Source organism: Wolbachia endosymbiont (group A) of Chalcis sispes (assembly GCF_964026765.1).
In the GTDB taxonomy this organism is placed as follows: domain Bacteria; phylum Pseudomonadota; class Alphaproteobacteria; order Rickettsiales; family Anaplasmataceae; genus Wolbachia; species Wolbachia pipientis.
Map to the genome: position 1 here is coordinate 793,599 of NZ_OZ034697.1, position 17,918 is coordinate 811,516.

At 35.1% G+C, this 17,918-nt stretch carries 13 protein-coding genes and 2 pseudogenes; 9 read left to right on the top strand and 6 right to left on the bottom strand.

What is annotated here, in order from left to right:
• Positions 1 to 135: 135 nt before the first annotated feature.
• The 3 genes from AAGD72_RS04020 to AAGD72_RS04030 all read left to right on the top strand — a co-directional run bounded on the left by AAGD72_RS04020 (position 136) and on the right by AAGD72_RS04030 (position 3,461).
• A protein-coding gene (locus AAGD72_RS04020) for an IS5 family transposase (protein WP_341814578.1) occupies positions 136 to 925 on the top strand; the annotation gives its coding sequence in 2 pieces (ribosomal slippage) (positions 136 to 396 and positions 398 to 925; 789 coding nt in all).
• A 303-nt stretch (positions 926 to 1,228) separates the two neighbouring features.
• Positions 1,229 to 2,455 (top strand): tRNA (N(6)-L-threonylcarbamoyladenosine(37)-C(2))-methylthiotransferase MtaB, encoded by a 1,227-nt coding sequence (mtaB, locus tag AAGD72_RS04025; protein WP_341814625.1) that lies wholly within the window; start codon positions 1,229 to 1,231, stop codon positions 2,453 to 2,455.
• A gap of 67 nt (positions 2,456 to 2,522) precedes the next feature.
• Positions 2,523 to 3,461, top strand: coding sequence for a P44/Msp2 family outer membrane protein (locus AAGD72_RS04030; RefSeq protein ID WP_341814626.1), 939 nt, complete (start codon positions 2,523 to 2,525; stop codon positions 3,459 to 3,461).
• Between the two features lie 7 nt (positions 3,462 to 3,468).
• On the opposite strand, the gene AAGD72_RS04035 is transcribed toward AAGD72_RS04030, so the two are convergent.
• From AAGD72_RS04035 to AAGD72_RS04045, 3 genes are all read right to left on the bottom strand, one after another.
• Complete coding sequence (locus AAGD72_RS04035) at positions 3,469 to 4,956, bottom strand: secretion system protein (RefSeq protein WP_341814627.1); 1,488 nt, start codon at positions 4,954 to 4,956, stop codon at positions 3,469 to 3,471.
• A 134-nt stretch (positions 4,957 to 5,090) separates the two neighbouring features.
• Positions 5,091 to 6,455, bottom strand: a complete 1,365-nt coding sequence (locus AAGD72_RS04040) for an ankyrin repeat domain-containing protein (protein WP_065095203.1) — start codon at positions 6,453 to 6,455, stop codon at positions 5,091 to 5,093.
• A gap of 869 nt (positions 6,456 to 7,324) precedes the next feature.
• Entirely contained in the window at positions 7,325 to 7,999 is a 675-nt protein-coding gene (locus AAGD72_RS04045) for a septal ring lytic transglycosylase RlpA family protein (RefSeq protein WP_341814628.1), read from the bottom strand.
• A 26-nt stretch (positions 8,000 to 8,025) separates the two neighbouring features.
• Between AAGD72_RS04045 and murC the strand changes: the two genes are divergently transcribed.
• From murC to fumC, 5 genes are all read left to right on the top strand, one after another.
• Positions 8,026 to 9,450, top strand: coding sequence for a UDP-N-acetylmuramate--L-alanine ligase (gene murC / locus AAGD72_RS04050; RefSeq protein WP_341814629.1), 1,425 nt, complete (start codon positions 8,026 to 8,028; stop codon positions 9,448 to 9,450).
• Positions 9,451 to 9,454: 4 nt separating this feature from the next.
• Entirely contained in the window at positions 9,455 to 10,729 is a 1,275-nt protein-coding gene (gene eno / locus AAGD72_RS04055; RefSeq protein WP_264718708.1) for a phosphopyruvate hydratase, read from the top strand.
• Positions 10,717 to 11,739: an Obg family GTPase CgtA gene (gene cgtA / locus AAGD72_RS04060; RefSeq protein WP_265023319.1), complete on the top strand. Its 1,023-nt coding sequence runs from the start codon at positions 10,717 to 10,719 to the stop codon at positions 11,737 to 11,739. The genes eno and cgtA overlap by 13 nt, the downstream gene beginning before the upstream one ends.
• 52 nt (positions 11,740 to 11,791) lie before the next feature.
• A complete protein-coding gene (locus tag AAGD72_RS04065) occupies positions 11,792 to 11,950 on the top strand; it encodes a hypothetical protein (protein WP_237357337.1) in 159 nt (52 codons plus the stop codon).
• 590 nt (positions 11,951 to 12,540) lie between these two features.
• A complete protein-coding gene (gene fumC, locus AAGD72_RS04070) occupies positions 12,541 to 13,926 on the top strand; it encodes a class II fumarate hydratase (protein ID WP_341814630.1) in 1,386 nt (461 codons plus the stop codon).
• 72 nt (positions 13,927 to 13,998) lie between these two features.
• Here fumC and AAGD72_RS04075 read toward each other — a convergent pair.
• Positions 13,999 to 14,810, bottom strand: a protein-coding gene (locus AAGD72_RS04075) for an IS5 family transposase (RefSeq protein ID WP_341815128.1) whose coding sequence is annotated in 2 segments (ribosomal slippage) — positions 13,999 to 14,438 and positions 14,438 to 14,810 — 813 coding nt in all. Because the reading frame shifts where the segments join, the coding sequence is not laid out codon by codon here.
• 15 nt (positions 14,811 to 14,825) lie between these two features.
• Positions 14,826 to 15,615, bottom strand: a protein-coding gene (locus AAGD72_RS04080; RefSeq protein WP_341814578.1) for an IS5 family transposase whose coding sequence is annotated in 2 segments (ribosomal slippage) — positions 14,826 to 15,353 and positions 15,355 to 15,615 — 789 coding nt in all. Because the reading frame shifts where the segments join, the coding sequence is not laid out codon by codon here.
• Between the two features lie 324 nt (positions 15,616 to 15,939).
• On the opposite strand from AAGD72_RS04080, the pseudogene AAGD72_RS04085 reads away from it, so the two are divergent.
• Positions 15,940 to 16,483: pseudogene (locus tag AAGD72_RS04085) on the top strand (DUF6444 domain-containing protein); the annotation flags it as partial.
• A 7-nt stretch (positions 16,484 to 16,490) separates the two neighbouring features.
• Here AAGD72_RS04085 and AAGD72_RS04090 read toward each other — a convergent pair.
• Positions 16,491 to 17,870, bottom strand: a pseudogene (locus tag AAGD72_RS04090) (IS4 family transposase).
• Positions 17,871 to 17,918: the final 48 nt, after the last annotated feature.

Consider the following 17,918-nt stretch of genomic DNA (forward strand, 5'->3'; position numbering starts at 1 on the left):
AATTATAACATGGCACGATAAAAAATCCATACATTTATAGTTACAGCTAGAAATGTAGCTAAGGTAACTTAGAACCTGTTTAAAATCTCGGAGAGATGAGGTAAAATAGTGGTAGATTAAGAATGAGGTATATCTATGCGTAAAAATTATCCAAGTGATATAAGTCGAGAGCAATTTGAAAAAATCAGACCAATACTAGAGAGTAGCAGGAAGAAAACGAGACCAAGAAAACTTGATTTGTATGATGTATTTCGTACAGTGTTATACGTCCTAAAAAGTGGTTGCCAGTGGAGAATGTTGCCAAAAGATTTTCCAAGGTGGGAAAGCGTATATTACTATTTTCAAATGTGGAATAAAAAGAATGGAGAAGAACCAAGTTTGTTGGAATTAGTTTTAAAAAAAATTGGTTGGAGAGATCCGTATCAACAATGGTCGGAAAGAGAAAACTAGCTTCTGTATAATTGATGCTCAAAGTGTTAAAAACACAGATACTGCTGAAAAAAAGGGCTATGATGCAGGTAAAAAGATTTCAGGCATAAAGCGTCATATTGCAGTTGATACTCAAGGTCTACCACATGCAATTTATGTAACAACAGCAGAAGTAACTGATCGTAGTAGCGCTGTAAGAATGGTTGAAAATGCTAAAGATACCCTTTCTGAAGTCAAAAATATATTGGTTGATGCAGGCTACACAGGAAAAATTTTTGCAACCCAAATAAAAGATATTATTGGTGCAACTGTTGAGGTAATAAAGCGCAGTGAATTACATTCTTTTGTTGTATTGCCAAAGAGATGGGTTGTTGAGCGTTCTTTTGCTTGGTTAGAAAAGTGTAGACGGCTATGGAAAAATTGCGAACGTAAACTCAATACCAGCTTGCAAATGATTGTCCTTTCCTTCATTTCTCTCCTATTACGAAGATTTTAAACAGGTTCTTAGATTCACCGACAATCGTCATCCCGCTACTTGTTAGCGGCTAAGAGATACCGCAGCGGTATGACGTAGAAGCTATACTTTTATACTCACCAACTCAGTATCCAATCCGGATTGTATCTTAAAAAGGTCAAAAGACTATAATAAGCAAAGGAGTGATACTGTGTCTGAGTGAAAATCGTTGAGATCCCAGTGTCTGCTGCTTGCATAGCATTTATTTACAAAAAAATAGTCATGCAAGAGACTTTGCTTGGATATTTGATATAATTTAGGTCTATTAAAGCAAAAAATACTAACATGAATGAAGTGATAACATTTGGTTGTCGTCTAAATTTTTACGAGAGCGAGTTAATCAAAGAAGCATTAAAAAAAGCAAAGAGAGAAAATGTTGTTGTGGTGCATAGCTGTGCAGTGACAAACGAAGCAGAACGTCAGGTAAAGCAAAAGATACGTAAGATTTACAAAAATGATCCAAATAAAGAAATTATCGTAGTTGGTTGTGCTGTTCAGTTGGATCCAGAAGTTTACAGTAGCATTCCTGGTGTAAGTAAAGTGCTCGGTAATCAAGATAAGCTAAAAGCTGAAAATTACTTACTAAATGACGATAAAATCTTGGTCAGTGATAACCAAGTAGAACCTGTTCTAATTAATGGATTTGAAGATAAGTCAAGGGCATTTATTGAAATTCAAAATGGTTGTAATCATAGCTGCACATTTTGTTCAATTACTGAGGCAAGAGGGAATAATCGATCTGTGCCAATAAACAGTATTATAGAGCAAATCAGGATCTTTGTAGAAAATGGATATCAAGAAGTAGTGTTTACAGGGGTTGATATTACTGACTTTGGTACAGATTTGTTGGGTAAGCCATCACTTGGTTCAATGATTAGGAGAGTTTTAAAGGATATACCAGAGTTGAAGAGGCTAAGACTTTCCTCTATCGATGTTGCTGAAGTTGACGACGAATTAATGGATTTAATAGCTAATGAGTCAAGACTTATGCCTCATTTACATTTGAGTCTACAATCTGGTAATAATTTAATACTAAAGAGAATGAAGCGTCGTCACAACAGAGAACAAGTGATAGAATTTTGTCATAAAATGAAGAGCTTGAGGCCTAATATAGCATTTGGCGCTGATATTATTGCTGGATTTCCAACAGAAACTGATGAAATGTTTCAGGATACAGTTGATTTACTGAAAAAAACAAATATAGTTTACCTACATGCTTTTCCATATTCAGAGCGGAAGAATACACCTGCTGCACGAATGCCACAAGTACCAGAGAATGTGCGTAAAGAACGAGTAAAAAATTTAAGAGAAGTAAATAAAGAAATTATAAGCAGTTTTTGTCAATCCTTGATCAACACTAAGCAAAGTGTTCTGGTTGAGCAAAATCATATCGGTAGAACAGAAAATTTTGCATTAGTAAAGCTTGAATCAAAAGCTCAGGCCAAGAGTATTGTGAAAGTTAATGTTAAAGGAGTGGAAAATAATTATCTAATCGGAAGTATCTTACCTTAATTTTTTGTACATTAAAGAAATATATGATATGATGGTTATACTATAAATGATAATTATGGGTTCATTTGTGATAACTAAAAGATCTATTACTTTATTTTTGATTTTAATTTCATGTGTCTATTTTTTTATTACTTATATCGGTAATTATGTACACGTTGAACAAGTTATTGGAACACAACTCTTAAAACTAGAAACGGACAATAATGAAGATGTAATGCATTCTAAAGAGGTTACTGAAAAAGAAGTACTAACAGAGGATTTAAAATATCAAGAACCTGAAAATAGTCCTATTGAACAACCTTCTATTCTCCAAGTAGCTGATCAGAAAAATATGTGGTCACGTATTGCAGATCAAGCTGAGCCTACAAAAGAAAAATCAAAAAAACTTGATTTTTATGTTAGCGCTAACGGTGGTAAGGTATACCATGATAATTCAGAAACATTTGTAAAGGGTATACAAGAAATAGGAAAAAGAGTCCTAACTTTAGTTGAAAGTCATTATGGTTTTATAATAAAAAATATAGTGGCAGATGAAATTAAAAGTATACAGCAATTTGATGGTAAAATTGATTTCCAGTGGTTTAGCAGCATGTCTTTAGGTTACTATGCTGGAGAAAATGGTAAAATTGATTTTGAAGCCGCGTATTCTATAGCCAATATTGAAGATAGTAATTCTCCTCCGGTATTTGATAAATCAGCAAGTATATTTGCGTTTTTGTTAAACTTCTATTATAATCCCAGCGTTCAGGATACACAATTTGCTCCGTACATCGGTCTTGGTATAGGACCAACAGTTTTTAGATTAAAAAGGATTAATGGGTCACCCCAAAATTCAATGCCACTGAATGTTCCTTGGTTTGCTTATCAAATAAAACTTGGTGTTGATTATTCAATAATCCCAGAAATCAAAACCTTTCTCGGCTATCGTTACTTTAGCGTTCCGATACCTGTTGCAGATGACATATCTACTCACAATATTGAAATTGGTTTGATATTTAATTTTTAGTGATAATTTAATATATATATAAATTCTTATCTTTTCTATCTAACAAACCAAATGTTGGTACGATTGTTGCTTTTAAAAAAATGACAGTTTCTACTGTTCTAATATTATTCGCTAGCCTTTTTGACTTCTGGTGCAATAAGCTTTGCTTATCTTCTCTATGTTCTATAAGCCCGCCGATTACCATAATTTCACCGCTCTTAATTTTTAACATAGAGTTCATTTCTCTGATTTCAACAATTGGAATGTCGCTATTTAATTTCATTTTACTCTGCTGTGCGACGTACTCTATATCTGGATCTTTAGTGTAGCCGTTAATTCTTGATAAAGTTGGATGTATATCCATGAATATTTCACTAGTATCAATGTTAATGCTTGGGTGGATTATTAGCACAACACCTATTGGGACGCTATTCATCTTGGTAATTAAGGTCTGATTAGAGTTTCTAGTATCTTTTTGTATATCGGAGGTAAAATAAATATGGTTTTTAGTAAATGAAATCATCGCTTGCTGATTATTTATAGCATGTACTCTGGGGCTTGAAATTACAGTTGAAGTGCCAAATTTGTCTAAATTTTTTACTAAATCTCCTAGATCATTTGCACCAAAGTTCATTGCTAGGTTAATAATGGAGTTATCTTGATTTATTATAGACTTAATTCCATCTTGTAAGTCATTTAAGTTCATACCAGAAAGGTATTTGTCATCTAGCACAACTTCAACTATTTTTGCCTCTATCATTACTTGAGAAGACGCTAACTTCTTAACCTTATTAATATATTCTTCAACAGCTTTGTGGATATCTTTTCTAGCATTCAAAATAATAACACCAGCTTCTCTGTTGGATGAAAGGAATTCGCCATCATCCACCCCGTTAACATCCATTATTGCATTCAAGCCTTTTTCTAATGAATTCCATAAGTCACTACTGTATTGAGACTTCATAACATTGTTATAGTCCCTATCAACGTTACTTCCATCACTGTTAGTAATATTGTTATTAATGACGAAACTGCTTTGAGCAGAATGTTGAATATTGATGAAGTCTACGTAATAATTTTGCGCGTATGGCAAGTCCTGCTCAATTCTAATTACACCATTACTTGTTGAGTAACGCAGTTTGGCGCTATTTGCTATACTCTGAATTACTTCGTTTATATCCTTATCTTTTAGCTTTAAAATAATATTACCTGATATTTTTGGGTCCATATCCAAGTTAACGTCAGAAAGTTTTCCTATCTCAATCAGCAAATCCTTTACTGATACTTCTTCACTAACATTAATAGAAATAAGCTGATTACTGATTGTGAGATCGGGAAACTCTATTGGTAAAGGCATAATTTCTGGTATTGCCGGTTCATTAATCTCCAAAGAGGTGTTATATTGTTGCAACGGATAATCGTGCTTATAATTGTCTATGTTAATAGGATATTGCTTGGTAGGTAGATGTGTGCAAGAAATAATGAAGAGGAGTATTAAGCATTTAAAAATAGCCATTAGAACAGCATACAAAATCTATACTAATAGATTTCTATAAAAATATTAAAAATGTATTTAATCTCATTTTCATCGAGCAGATAATTGTCGTGTATTAGCTTTGGCTATGTATTTTTTGTATACTCTTCTTGTACTTAAATGTAGACCAGCATAGCCCTAATTTTTTTATATATTTTACTTCTTTCTCTGTATTTAATAATAGGCTTGAAAATAAATGGTAAGCCTATTATTGTTAAGCTTAGAGCTAGGGTTGAAAGTATACAACAGGCTTTGTGTTTACTATGTAGCTCTTTCAGGTAAAGCATCAAAAATCTACAAAATTTTTTGTAATTTTCTTCGATGTTTTTTTTGCTATGAGCCTTGCTAATGAACATATCTATTGCGGTATGACCGTTATTGCACTTAATGTTAAGGTCTGCACCTTTTTCTGTTAACAACTGAGCTATATCAAAATAATCCTTTTGAACAGCAAGATGTAGAGGTGCAAAACCTTGTTGCTCACAAATGTTCATATTGGCTCTAACTTCCAATAACATTTTCACAATTTGTGTATGGCCTTTTTTAACTGCGAGTAGCAAGGGAGTTCTGTTACATTTAGTAACAGCATTAACGTTTACCTTAAGCTTCAATAAGAGCTTAACTGTTTTAGTGTTACCATTATGGCTAGCTTTATGCAGCCTAGCGTTACCATTAAAATCTTGATCGTTTGCTTCTATTCCCTTTGAAACAAGAAATGTTACCATTTTTCTATTATTATGCTCAATAGCGCAATCTAACGCATCAAAACCATGGTTGTTTTTTGTGCAAAAAAACTCTTTAAGTTTAATTTTATCGTTACTTGCTTGCTGTTTTTTTGCAATAAGTTTTACTATTTGCATTTTGTTGTTATACGCTGCTAGGAAAAGCGTAGTGTTATTTTCTGCATCTTTGGCTTCTATATTTGCACCTTTCTTTATCAGATATTCTATAATTTCTGCTCTGCTGTCATAATGTGCGGTGCATTGATAAATGGTTAAAAACAAAGGAGTACGAAAATTGTTATCTTCACATTCGAGATTTGCTCCGCTATCAATTAAAATTTGGACGCTTTTTTTAGAACCGTATAGTGAAGCTATATGAAGAGGAGTATAGCCCTCTTTGGCATCTTTTTCATTAATTTTTGCGCCTTTTGTTATCAAAAAATCTATTAATTCCGTGTCATCTTGTAGTGCAGCAAGGTGCAGTGGAGTGAATCCATTTTTATCCTTGGAATTAATTGTCAGTTGGTTAACAAAAAGTTTAGCAACTTTCTTGTGTCCATGCATAATGGCATAATGCAGTGGATTTCTATTTTCGTTGTCTACGACATTGAAATCAGCTTCGTGCTCTAGTAATGACTTTACTCCAACTAAATCACCTTCTTTTGTGAATTTGTGCAAGAGAGTGATTCCACTTGCATCTTTTGAGTTAATATCAAATCCATTTTCTACTAATTGGTTTATATCTTCCTCACGCGCCATATCACTTAAATCTCTAATTAAACTCTTTTCGCGTTAATAATACTCCTACTTGATTAAGTTTAAATGAATCTGTGAGAAATGGCTAGTGCATTCTTGCATAACAAACTTTTGGCAGCGCATTGGATGAAACGAAAAACTTACTTGACAAACTCCGCCAGCCCTCCTATCATGAAACTGAAGCTATTTATTTATCTTCGCAATCTCTGCAGTGGATTAATGACAAAAAACTTAATGTATTTGGCGTAAATCATGCTTAATTTTTTGCACTATGTGCACCTCATGTCTTTATAAAACTTTTAGGTTTCTACCTATACAAGCCGAAACGCGCTTATAAAGTGTTTAAGACAGTAAAAGACGTCAAATAGACAAGGGAGAATTTGAATACTAGCTACCCTAGGGTTTCTTTGCCTTTTTTTTCATTTGGTAAATTTCTTAATATTTATAGCTAAACGACAACTGTCATTCCTGTAAAGGTCAAGTATCCCGCTACTTGTTAGCGGCTGAGATACCGCGAATGAATCGCGGCATGACGGTTCGCGGTGGCATGACGATAAGCTCGTCATCCCGCTACTTGTTAGCGGCTGAGATACCGCGAATGAATCGCGGTATGACGGTTAGCGGCGGCATGACGTAGGATTGCTGTCATTTCGCTACTTGTTAGCGGCTGAGATACCGCGAATAAATCGCGGTATGACGGTTAGCGGTGGCGTGACGATAAGCTCGTCATTCCGCTACGTGTTAGCGGCTAAGAGATATCGCGGTGGTATAGCTATAAATTGTTGATATCTTTTTTATATCACATTTTTAACTTACAATAGTTAGCCAGCGTTCCTTACATTAACCAAATCTTTCAAATTCTGCACTCACCACTACCTATAACTCACTTTCACGCAATATTGATCGTTCTTAAAAAGCAATCTAACATTTTTTATTCCTTGATTGCGAAGCTTTGATGCAGCTGATTTAGCAGCCTGAGCACTTTTAAAAAATGCAACATATCCCTTACTTTCTGCACTGTCTTGTTTTGGGTGACGTTTCTGTATTTCTTTTTCATACTGCTTTCTGTAATGAGGAGTATTTTGTATCAATTGTTCTGACATCTTTCTTAGGTATTGGACTTTTACTTTTGCAAGCCCAGATTTATGAAATCCTAAGACTTGAGCTGCTTTTTCTGATAAGTCTATTATTCTGCCTTCAATAAAAGGCCCTCTATCGTTAACCCTTGTAACAAGCTTTCTTCCATTTTCTAAATTAGTGACAAGAACAAAGCAGGGTAAGGGCAAAGTCTTATGCGCTGCAGAGATCAAGTGACGGTTAAACGCTTCACCATTTGCTGTAAGTGTGCCATGATCTTCTATTCCATACCACGATGCTATCCCTATCTCTTCATAGTGTTTACAGTTTTTTGGATAATAAGTTATACCATTTATTGTGTAGCTGCTGCCAATTTTATAATGACCTGCAGTGCAGTTAAACCTGTTGCTAACACTGCAGCTACTTATCAAAACAAATATTAGACATAGAAAGGTTAGGTTTTTTATCATTGTATTCGGTAAGAGGGTTCGATACTATGAGGATTTTAAATTATACTATAATAAATTTAGTAATGAGTAAACATCTACTGCTAAATATTAACAAAACTCAAAAAGGAATAATACATATTATTGGTATAGGTGGAATCGGAATGAGTGCCATTGCTGAAATTCTTCACAATTCCAATTGCAAAGTTCAAGGCAGTGATGCACAATCAAACGACAATATAAATAAGTTACAAAAGCTAGGTATAGAGGTTTTTATTGGTCACAATGCTAATAATATAAGCCAAGCTCAAATAGTCGTACATTCTTCTGCAATAAAATCTGATAATGTGGAGTTAATTGCGGCAAAAAATAACAATAAAACCGTTTTGCATAGATCAGACATACTTACTGAAATTATGAAAGATAGGTGTGTAATAGCGGTTTCAGGTTCGAGCGGTAAGACAACGACAACCGCTATGATTGCTTCCATTTTTGATCATTCTAATATCGATGCAACTGTAACTGTAGGAGGGATATTAAATTCCTATAAGAGCAACTTCAAACTTGGAGGGAGTGACACTTTTCTGATCGAGGCTGATGAGTCTGATGGAACTATGCTAAAAATCCCTGCAAAGATTGCTGTTATAACAAGTATCAACAATGACCACATAGATTATTACGGCACATTTGATAATATCAAAAATGCATTTTCCCAATTCGTGAATAATGCAGGTTCTGCAGTTTTACCTGATTCTGTAGACATCGATTATGATGCGAGTAATTCTATAACGTTTGGGTTTGAGAATGGTAGCATAAGAGCCAGCAACATCGAACAACATAATAACAGCATGGAATTTGATGTGTTGATTGACAATAACCACAGAATAAAAAACGTAGTACTATCAAACACAATAGGAATGCATAAAGTCAGTAACGCACTAGCTGCAATATCAGTTGCGATAAAGCTCGGAATTAGCGATGCAGACATTAAAAAAGGCCTTTTGGAATTTCAAGGAGTAGCAAGAAGATTTTCTTTAATTGCCGATATTAAGGGTGTTAAGCTAATTGAGGATTATGCTCATCATCCAAACGAAATACAAGCAACTTTAACAGCAGCACGTTCGATTACCAAAGGAAAGATAATAGGAATTATCGAACCACTTCGTTTTGCCCGCATTCGTAATTTTTTTGATGAATTCATACGAATTTTCATGATGTTTGATTATGTCATCCTCACTCCTGTTCATCCCCCAGAAGACAAGCCTATTCCTGGTTGTGGGATTGATGATATACAAAAAGCTTTAATCAGTAATGGATTTAATAACACAAAAATTATGAATGATGCTTTGCTCATTTCACATTTTATTAGTGATTCGACAAGTCCAAGTGATATAGTATTATTTATTGGTGCTGGTAGTAATATAGCTAAATTGGCAAAGGAAACTGCAGCACTTATTGCGGAAGTTAAGGTTTAATGTAATGAATAAGATAATCAATAACGTATTTGCAAGAGAAATTTTAGATAGCAGGGGTTACCCCACTATTGAGGTAGAAATTGAGCTCTGTGATGGTGCAATAGGCAGGGCATCTGTACCTTCTGGAGCTTCAACCGGTAAATTAGAAGCCTTGGAACTCAGGGACCAAGATGAGAAAAGGTATTGTGGTAAGGGAGTGCTGAAAGCTGTTCAAGCTGTAAATGGGATAATAGCAGATGAAATCATTGGAATGAATGCAGCGGACCAAAATGCAATTGATAAAGCATTAATTGAACTGGATGGAACAAAAAACAAATCAAAACTTGGAGCAAATGCAACTTTGGGTGTGTCTCTTGCAGTTGCAAAAGCAGCAGCAAACAGTTTCAAAATGCCGCTATATAGATATTTGGGAGGAAAGCAGACGAGTGTTATGCCGGTTCCACTCATTAACATAATTAATGGTGGAGTACATGCAGACAATAAGCTCGATTTTCAAGAATTCATGATTCTTCCGGTCGGTGCCGAGACTTTCAGTGAAGCAATCAGAATGTCTGCGGAGGTGTTCCACAACTTACGTAGCATTCTTAAGAAAAAAGGTTATAGCACAAACGTAGGAGATGAAGGTGGTTTTGCACCAAATATTGAAAGTACTGAAGAAGCACTTGATTTGATCATATACGCTATAGAATCAGCAGGTTATTCAGCGCAAAGTGATTTTGCACTAGGCCTTGATGTTGCTTCATCTACTTTTTATGAAGATGGAATTTACAAATTTGAAAACAAAGAACTTACTTCGGAAGAATTGGCTGAATACTATTGTAACCTTGTGGAAAGATATCCAATAATTTCTATAGAAGATGCAATGAGTGAGGAGGATTACGAAGGTTGGAAATTACTTACTGCAAAATTGGGGAGTAAAATTCAATTGGTTGGGGATGATTTGTTTGTTACAAATTGTGAACTGATATGCAAAGGAATAGAGGAAAAAATGGCAAATGCTGTACTGATCAAGCCAAATCAAATAGGGACGTTAACAGAAACTTTTGCTGCTATTGAAATGGCAAAATCAAATGGCTATAAAGCTGTTGTTTCTCATCGCTCAGGTGAAACAGAAGACACAACAATATCTCATATAGCAGTTGCGTCAAATTGCGGGCAAATAAAAACCGGGTCGCTATCGCGTTCTGATAGACTCGCGAAGTATAATGAGCTAATGAGAATAGAAAGCACGTTAGGAAAGGATGCTAAATATTATCGTGGGTTAGCATGGGTTTTATAGACGAAGTAAAATTGTGTTTAAAAGCCGGTGACGGTGGTGATGGCTGTGCAAGTTTTCGTCGAGAAAAGTTCGTTGAATTTGGTGGTCCAAATGGTGGTAATGGAGGAAAGGGTGGAAACATAGTTTTCATCAGCGACGCTAATCTCAACACTTTGCTTCATTTTCGTTATAGAAGACACATTAAAGCAGATAGTGGAAAAAATGGTGCAGGCAGGGATAGATCTGGCACAGCAGGGAAAGACGTTATACTTAAAGTTCCAGTCGGTGCACAAATAATTGATGAAGAAAGTGAAGAGATAATAGTAGACCTTGACAAGCCTGGTATGGAATTTCAAGTAGCACAGGGTGGAAAAGGTGGACTTGGAAATACTAATTTTAAATCTTCTACTAATAAGGCACCAAGACATTTTACTTACGGTCAGCCTGGCGAAGAAAAACATGTATTATTAAAACTAAAAGTTTTATCAGATGTTGGAATTATTGGCATGCCAAACGCAGGTAAATCAAAATTTTTGACTCGCTGCTCAAATTCCGATACAAAAGTAGGCGATTATCCATTTACCACCGTAAGACCTCATTTAGGCATGGTAAAAGTGGATGATAGCGAAGTTGTAATAGCAGATATTCCTGGAATAATTACTGATGCTCACCTTGGAGTTGGGCTCGGACATAAATTTTTAAAGCACATAGAAAGGTGTAAAATTTTACTTCATTTAATCGATGTAACTCATGATGATGTTATTTCGGCTTATAATTGTATCCATAATGAATTGGAACTTTACAATAGTGATCTTGTTGAAAAAGAAGAGATTGTAGTATTAAACAAATGCGACTTATTGAGGGAAGCAGAAATTCTGGAAAAGAAGAATCACCTAGCTAATTATCTTAATAAAGAAGTGCTGTGCTTATCAATTAATGATGATTTACAGCCCATTTTGAGATTATTAAGTGAAAAATTGAAAAAGAGTAATCCTAAGAAAATAGATGTATATGATCCTTTTAAGATGTGAATTTCATTTATTTTATCATATAACTAGAATATATTTGTACGAACATTTGTTTTTGTTGAACACAACAAATCCCAGTGTCAGCTACTTGCATCTACCACACAACTGTACGAACATTGCAATTTGCAGGCAATTTGCGTGGCAGATGGTGTCATCCCAGTGCCCAGACACTGGGATCCAGCCTTTTCATAATCATCAAAATGTTGTATTTTAACATAAAACGGCTACTTTTATGCTTACCAACTTAATAAAATTTCTGGATCCCAGTGGGCTTTGTTGCATCGCTAGCTATGATGGATTAAAGATAAAAAAGATAGGGAATATCAGTAGCTTATTATTCTGGTATTTATAACAAGAACGGTCAATGAATACCTAAATTTGAGTAAAAGAAATTTCACTACCATTTACCAATCCGGCTAAAATTCAAGAATTTCAATGCTTTAGCTATTTTCAATAGAATTAAATTTATTAATATAAATAACAAATTACTATTCTTAAATTTGATCAGATTGATTGCAAAAAAACAAGATTTTCAATAGGTTGCTTATAATCCTAACTATAGTTAGCCTTTCATAAGTAGCGATGCAACAAAGCCATCCCAGTGTCAAGCACTGGGATGACATCATAGGGGCGCTGGGATGACACCCTCCTGCTAGACAATGTTCGTACAGTTGTACATTTACCATGCAAGTTACCTGAAAATTGCAATGTTCGTACACTTGACACTGAAATCCAATATGATTTAATTAACCAAGAAATGTAGTAAGTAGTAGAATAACAGCATTCTAATGCAAAGGAAAAAGTATGGTAAGAATAGAATCAGATAGCTTAGGGGAAGTAAAAGTACCAAGTGAACATTACTGGGGAGCGCAGACTCAGCGTTCTTTAGAAAATTTTAAGATTGGCACAGAAAAAATGCCAGAGCCTCTGATTAAAGCATTAGCAATAGTAAAACTTGCAGCAGCACATGTTAACATGAAGCAGGGTAGCATAGATAATAAGGTAGGGGACGCAATCTGCGCAGCCGCAAAGGAAGTAATAGATGGCAAATTTAATAATGAATTTCCGCTTGTTGTTTGGCAAACCGGATCCGGAACGCAGACTAATATGAATATGAATGAAGTGATCAGCAATCGTGCAATAGAGATTTTAGGTGGTAATTTGGGTAGTAAATCTCCGATACATCCAAATGATCATGTGAATTATGGTCAGTCGTCAAATGACACCTTTCCAACAGCAATGCATATAGCAGCAGCAGAGCAAATAAACTGCTTGCTTATTCCAAATCTTGAAAAATTGCATAAGGTGCTGGATAATAAGGTTCAGGAATTTAAAGATATAATAAAAGTAGGACGTACTCACTTACAAGATGCAACGCCCCTAACACTAGGACAGGAGTTCTCTGGCTATGCAGTCCAGATTAAAAAGGGGATAGAGAGAGTAAAATCAACTTTAAGTGATATATGTGAGCTTGCACAAGGTGGCACTGCAGTTGGCACGGGACTCAATACTAAAAAGGGTTTTGCTGAAGATTTTGCTAGAGAAGTTGCAAAAATCACTAATCTTCCATTTACTTCAGCAGGCAATAAATTTGAAGCGCTAGCAGCAAATGATGCTTTAGTTGAGCTCAGTGGAACACTCAATACAGTAGCAGTCAGTTTAATGAAAATTGCAAATGATATAAGGTTGCTTGGTTCTGGTCCAAGATGCGGAATTGGGGAAATAATGTTACCGGAAAATGAGCCTGGTTCTTCAATTATGCCAGGTAAAGTGAATCCAACTCAGTGTGAAGCGGTGACTATGGTATGCACTCAAGTTATGGGAAATCATGTTGCTGTAACCATTAGTGGTTCAAACGGTCATTTTGAATTGAATGTGTTTAAGCCAGTGATAATTTACAATGTTTTGCAGTCTATAAGACTTTTAGCTGATGCAAGTTTAAATTTTACAGAAAAATGTGTCATTGGTATTAAAGCAAATGAAGAGAGGATAAAAGATTTACTGAATCAGTCGTTGATGTTGGTCACTATATTAAATACGCATATAGGGTACGACAATGCAGCAAAAATAGCGAAGCTTGCTTATAAAGAAAATATCACTCTAAAAAAAGCAGCAGCAAAACTTCAACTGCTCACTGAGGAAGAGTTTGAAAGGATAGTGAAACCAGAAGAAATGGTAAATTATTTGTAACCGCTCACACTTAATTCTTCAATCTCACTAATAGAAAGGCCAGTAAACTTGACAATAGACTTCTTTCAAAATTCATGTAGGGAGCTCAAAATTGTGAATTGCAGCAATCAAATTAAACCTTAAACCAAAACGTTTTCGTCGGTTTCTATACCTGTCCGAGATGATTTTAAACCTTTTCAATAAGCCAATTACGTTTTCAACAATTGCCCTTTGGCTCATAAGTGCCCTGTTCTCTTTTTTTTGTTCTTTGCTTAACGGATTCTTTTTCGTTTTCCTGTGCGGTAATACAACATTTTTGTGTATCTTCTGCATTCCCCTGTAGCCAGCATCAGCTAAGATTTTAGTTTGCAGCAATACTGCTACCTTTGATTCTCTAAACATCCGAAAATCGTGTTTTCTACCATTCGAGAAAGATGTGCATATGACTTTTTTACTCTTCCTCTCTGTTACTATTTGTGTTTTTATAGTATGCCTTTTTTTCTTTCCAGAGTAGAAAGGCTTTTGCTTTTTTTTGGTCTCTCTACTGGCGTTTCAGTTCCATCTATTACTAAAACTTCATATTCTACATCACTCTTTAATAGCTCTTTTTTTCCTGGTAATGCAAAATCTGGATGTTTTATTAATATGTCTTCTACCCATCTTATTATTTTAAAACTGTTACTTTCACTCATGCCATAGCTTTGCCCAATATGAAAATATGTACGATATTCTCTTATATATTCCAGTGCCATAAGTAGCCTGTCTTCTATGCAAAGTTTACTTTTTCTTCCACTTCTAGCTTTTTTTCTTTTATCCTCCACTTCTAGAATTTCTACCATTTGCTTAAATGTTGCTTTTTTTACCCCTGTTAAACGTCGAAACTTTTCTCCTTCTAACTTTTCTATTTCCTTAGAACCTGTTTAAAATCTTCGTAATAGGAGAGAAATGAAGGAAAGGACAATCATTTGCAAGCTGGTATTGAGTTTACGTTCGCAATTTTTCCATAGCCGTCTACACTTTTCTAACCAAGCAAAAGAACGCTCAACAACCCATCTCTTTGGCAATACAACAAAAGAATGTAATTCACTGCGCTTTATTACCTCAACAGTTGCACCAATAATATCTTTTATTTGGGTTGCAAAAATTTTTCCTGTGTAGCCTGCATCAACCAATATATTTTTGACTTCAGAAAGGGTATCTTTAGCATTTTCAACCATTCTTACAGCGCTACTACGATCAGTTACTTCTGCTGTTGTTACATAAATTGCATGTGGTAGACCTTGAGTATCAACTGCAATATGACGCTTTATGCCTGAAATCTTTTTACCTGCATCATAGCCCTTTTTTTCAGCAGTATCTGTGTTTTTAACACTTTGAGCATCAATTATACAGAAGCTAGTTTTCTCTTTCCGACCATTGTTGATACGGATCTCTCCAACCAATTTTTTTTAAAACTAATTCCAACAAACTTGGTTCTTCTCCATTCTTTTTATTCCACATTTGAAAATAGTAATATACGCTTTCCCACCTTGGAAAATCTTTTGGCAACATTCTCCACTGGCAACCACTTTTTAGGACGTATAACACTGTACGAAATACATCATACAAATCAAGTTTTCTTGGTCTCGTTTTCTTCCTGCTACTCTCTAGTATTGGTCTGATTTTTTCAAATTGCTCTCGACTTATATCACTTGGATAATTTTTACGCATAGATATACCTCATTCTTAATCTACCACTATTTTACCTCATCTCTCCGAGATTTTAAACAGGTTCTTATATTTCATGCTTTCAAATACTTCATCTTACACTCCCTCTAACAATTTTGAAAGAAGTCTAATAGTGTTAACATCAACATTATTAGCTAGCATTGTTTTTGTAACTTCAATTTTCCCTTCCTCTTTACCAATTTTTTGTATCCGTTCAGCGGAGTGGTAGAATAAGATAGACAAAGCAAGATAATAAAGATAATCATAGAGCAAAAGTGAGGTAATGTGGTAAACCTTTGAGAACTCTGCAAAAATTTACAGCAAAAAATAGAAAAACTGAAAGCAGAGATAGAAAACTTAAAAGCAGAAAATAAAGCTTTAAAGATAGAGAACGCTGAATTAAAGGAAAGGCTCGGTTTAAATTCAAAAAACTCATCCCTGCCCAGCTCAAAAGAGCTATACAAAATAAAAAAGGACAAGCCAAAAAGCGAAAGGAATGTTGGCGATCAGGTTGGGCATAAAGGAAATTTTCATGCCACAATGGAAGCGGATAAAGTAGTAAAAATAGAGTTGCCTAATATTTGCGAATGCGGAGGAGAGCTTGTAATATGCGAAAAACCTTATGTTCACCAAAAAGTTGATCTTCCGGAAATTAGGCCTTATGTAGTAATTGGAACATGGTCGTTGTTGGAGATGCAGAAAAAGAAAAAGTAGCAAGTTACCAGAAGGTGTTACGCCAGATACATTTGGTCCAAGGGTTAAGTCTATAATTGCAGCACTCAGCGGATTTTACAAAAACTCAAAGCGTGAAGTGGCTAGTATCATAAATGACATTTTTAATTTGAACATAAGTGTTGGCAGCATATCAAATCTTACTATTACCCACAAATATGAGGTTCGTGAGCAAGTCGCCATCCTTCTGCTAGATCAAAGAGACGTCTCCACCCTTTCCAAAGAGTAATTGGTCCTGGTTTTGGGTCGCTTTTTCTTGCTAAATGACCTCCAAGTTCACGAAACGGCTTCTTTTATAGTAGGGGCTATATTTGGACATGGTTTCCTGTGTATTTTAACATATAAAACTTTCCATTCTTCCTCAGCTAATAAGGCAGTACATGGTAATGTTGGGTTAGTTCTTGCAATTGATGTAATAAAGAAAATTCTCCAAGCAATAATGCTCATGACTGTTAAATACCTCATTAATCTTTCTGCTGTTCCAAGTCTACATTCCTCAACTTTGAGACCAGATTTTAAAATCTTATGCAATATCTCTATTTTCCATCTCAAACAATACCAACTAACTTTTTCAACAGCTTCTTCAAAAGTACTGACCGGAAAAAAGCATCCACTCTAGAGGACTTGCTTCGGGAGGAGAGTTTTTTTCAACAACATGAATTGCGTGAAGTTGTAGACTCTGTCGGTTTATATTTTATGTGACCTTCTTTACATTTTATATGGCCTTCATGTGATAAATTTTCCGAATCTAATTTCTAAAAACGCTGTCCTTTTTTGCTTGTTATCTCTAGCAGGGATTTCAACTTCTACTTTTCCAGCGCAAGGGAGGCCTTGGATAAATGACCATAATTTTTGCTTGTTCCTGGTATGCATGAATTTTTTATTTACATTTCTGTTGTGGCGAGCTCTTACTAAAATTGCTGAGTTAAGATTATGTGCAAGTTCAAAAAAATCATGCATATCTGCTTCTCTGTCACATACAGTTATAGCTTCGGTTTGGGCCAGATCTATAATATTATTTGTTTTCTTTAAACTTTCTAGCCATTTCATACTTTCTTTATCCTCAATATGAACGTTGTTACGATGGCTCTTTAGTCTTTTTTCTTCTTCAGAAATGAGTTGCCTCGAGTAAATCTTTTGATCCAGTATTCCCAGCTTCCGTACTAACAGCAAGGGCTGTATGCATTACTGCTCCTTTTCCAGCAATAGTTCCCAATCCGCTTATGGCTTGAGTATGAAATATAAGTTGTATCTTGAATCACAAGAATTCTTTTATGAGCTTTTGTTCTTTCAACTGTTTTATCAATGTGTGAAGCTAGAATATCGACTTCTTTTACGTTCTCATTTTGAAAAAAACGTTATGCTGCTTTTGCTTCTGACCAACTTCCGCATGCCTCATTAATTGAGCTTTCAGGTAAACTTATCAAACTATCAGCAATCTTTACTAATCGGTCAGTTAATCTTTTATCTCCAAGTACAGCATCTCCAAATTCATTTTTAGCCCATTCATTACTCTCGTTTGCCATTTTTATACCCTCAATATTTGCAAACTTTAATATTGTAATACTTTATTT

What these genes read in the sequence shown, in the direction of transcription:
- mtaB (WP_341814625.1), top strand. Translation starts at nt 1,229, where the DNA reads ATGAATGAAGTGATAACATTTGGTTGTCGTCTAAATTTTTACGAGAGC.
- AAGD72_RS04035 (WP_341814627.1), bottom strand. Translation starts at nt 4,956, where the DNA reads ATGGCTATTTTTAAATGCTTAATACTCCTCTTCATTATTTCTTGCACA.
- AAGD72_RS04040 (WP_065095203.1), bottom strand. Translation starts at nt 6,455, where the DNA reads ATGGCGCGTGAGGAAGATATAAACCAATTAGTAGAAAATGGATTTGAT.
- AAGD72_RS04045 (WP_341814628.1), bottom strand. Translation starts at nt 7,999, where the DNA reads ATGATAAAAAACCTAACCTTTCTATGTCTAATATTTGTTTTGATAAGT.
- murC (WP_341814629.1), top strand. Translation starts at nt 8,026, where the DNA reads ATGAGGATTTTAAATTATACTATAATAAATTTAGTAATGAGTAAACAT.
- eno (WP_264718708.1), top strand. Translation starts at nt 9,455, where the DNA reads ATGAATAAGATAATCAATAACGTATTTGCAAGAGAAATTTTAGATAGC.
- cgtA (WP_265023319.1), top strand. Translation starts at nt 10,717, where the DNA reads ATGGGTTTTATAGACGAAGTAAAATTGTGTTTAAAAGCCGGTGACGGT.
- fumC (WP_341814630.1), top strand. Translation starts at nt 12,541, where the DNA reads ATGGTAAGAATAGAATCAGATAGCTTAGGGGAAGTAAAAGTACCAAGT.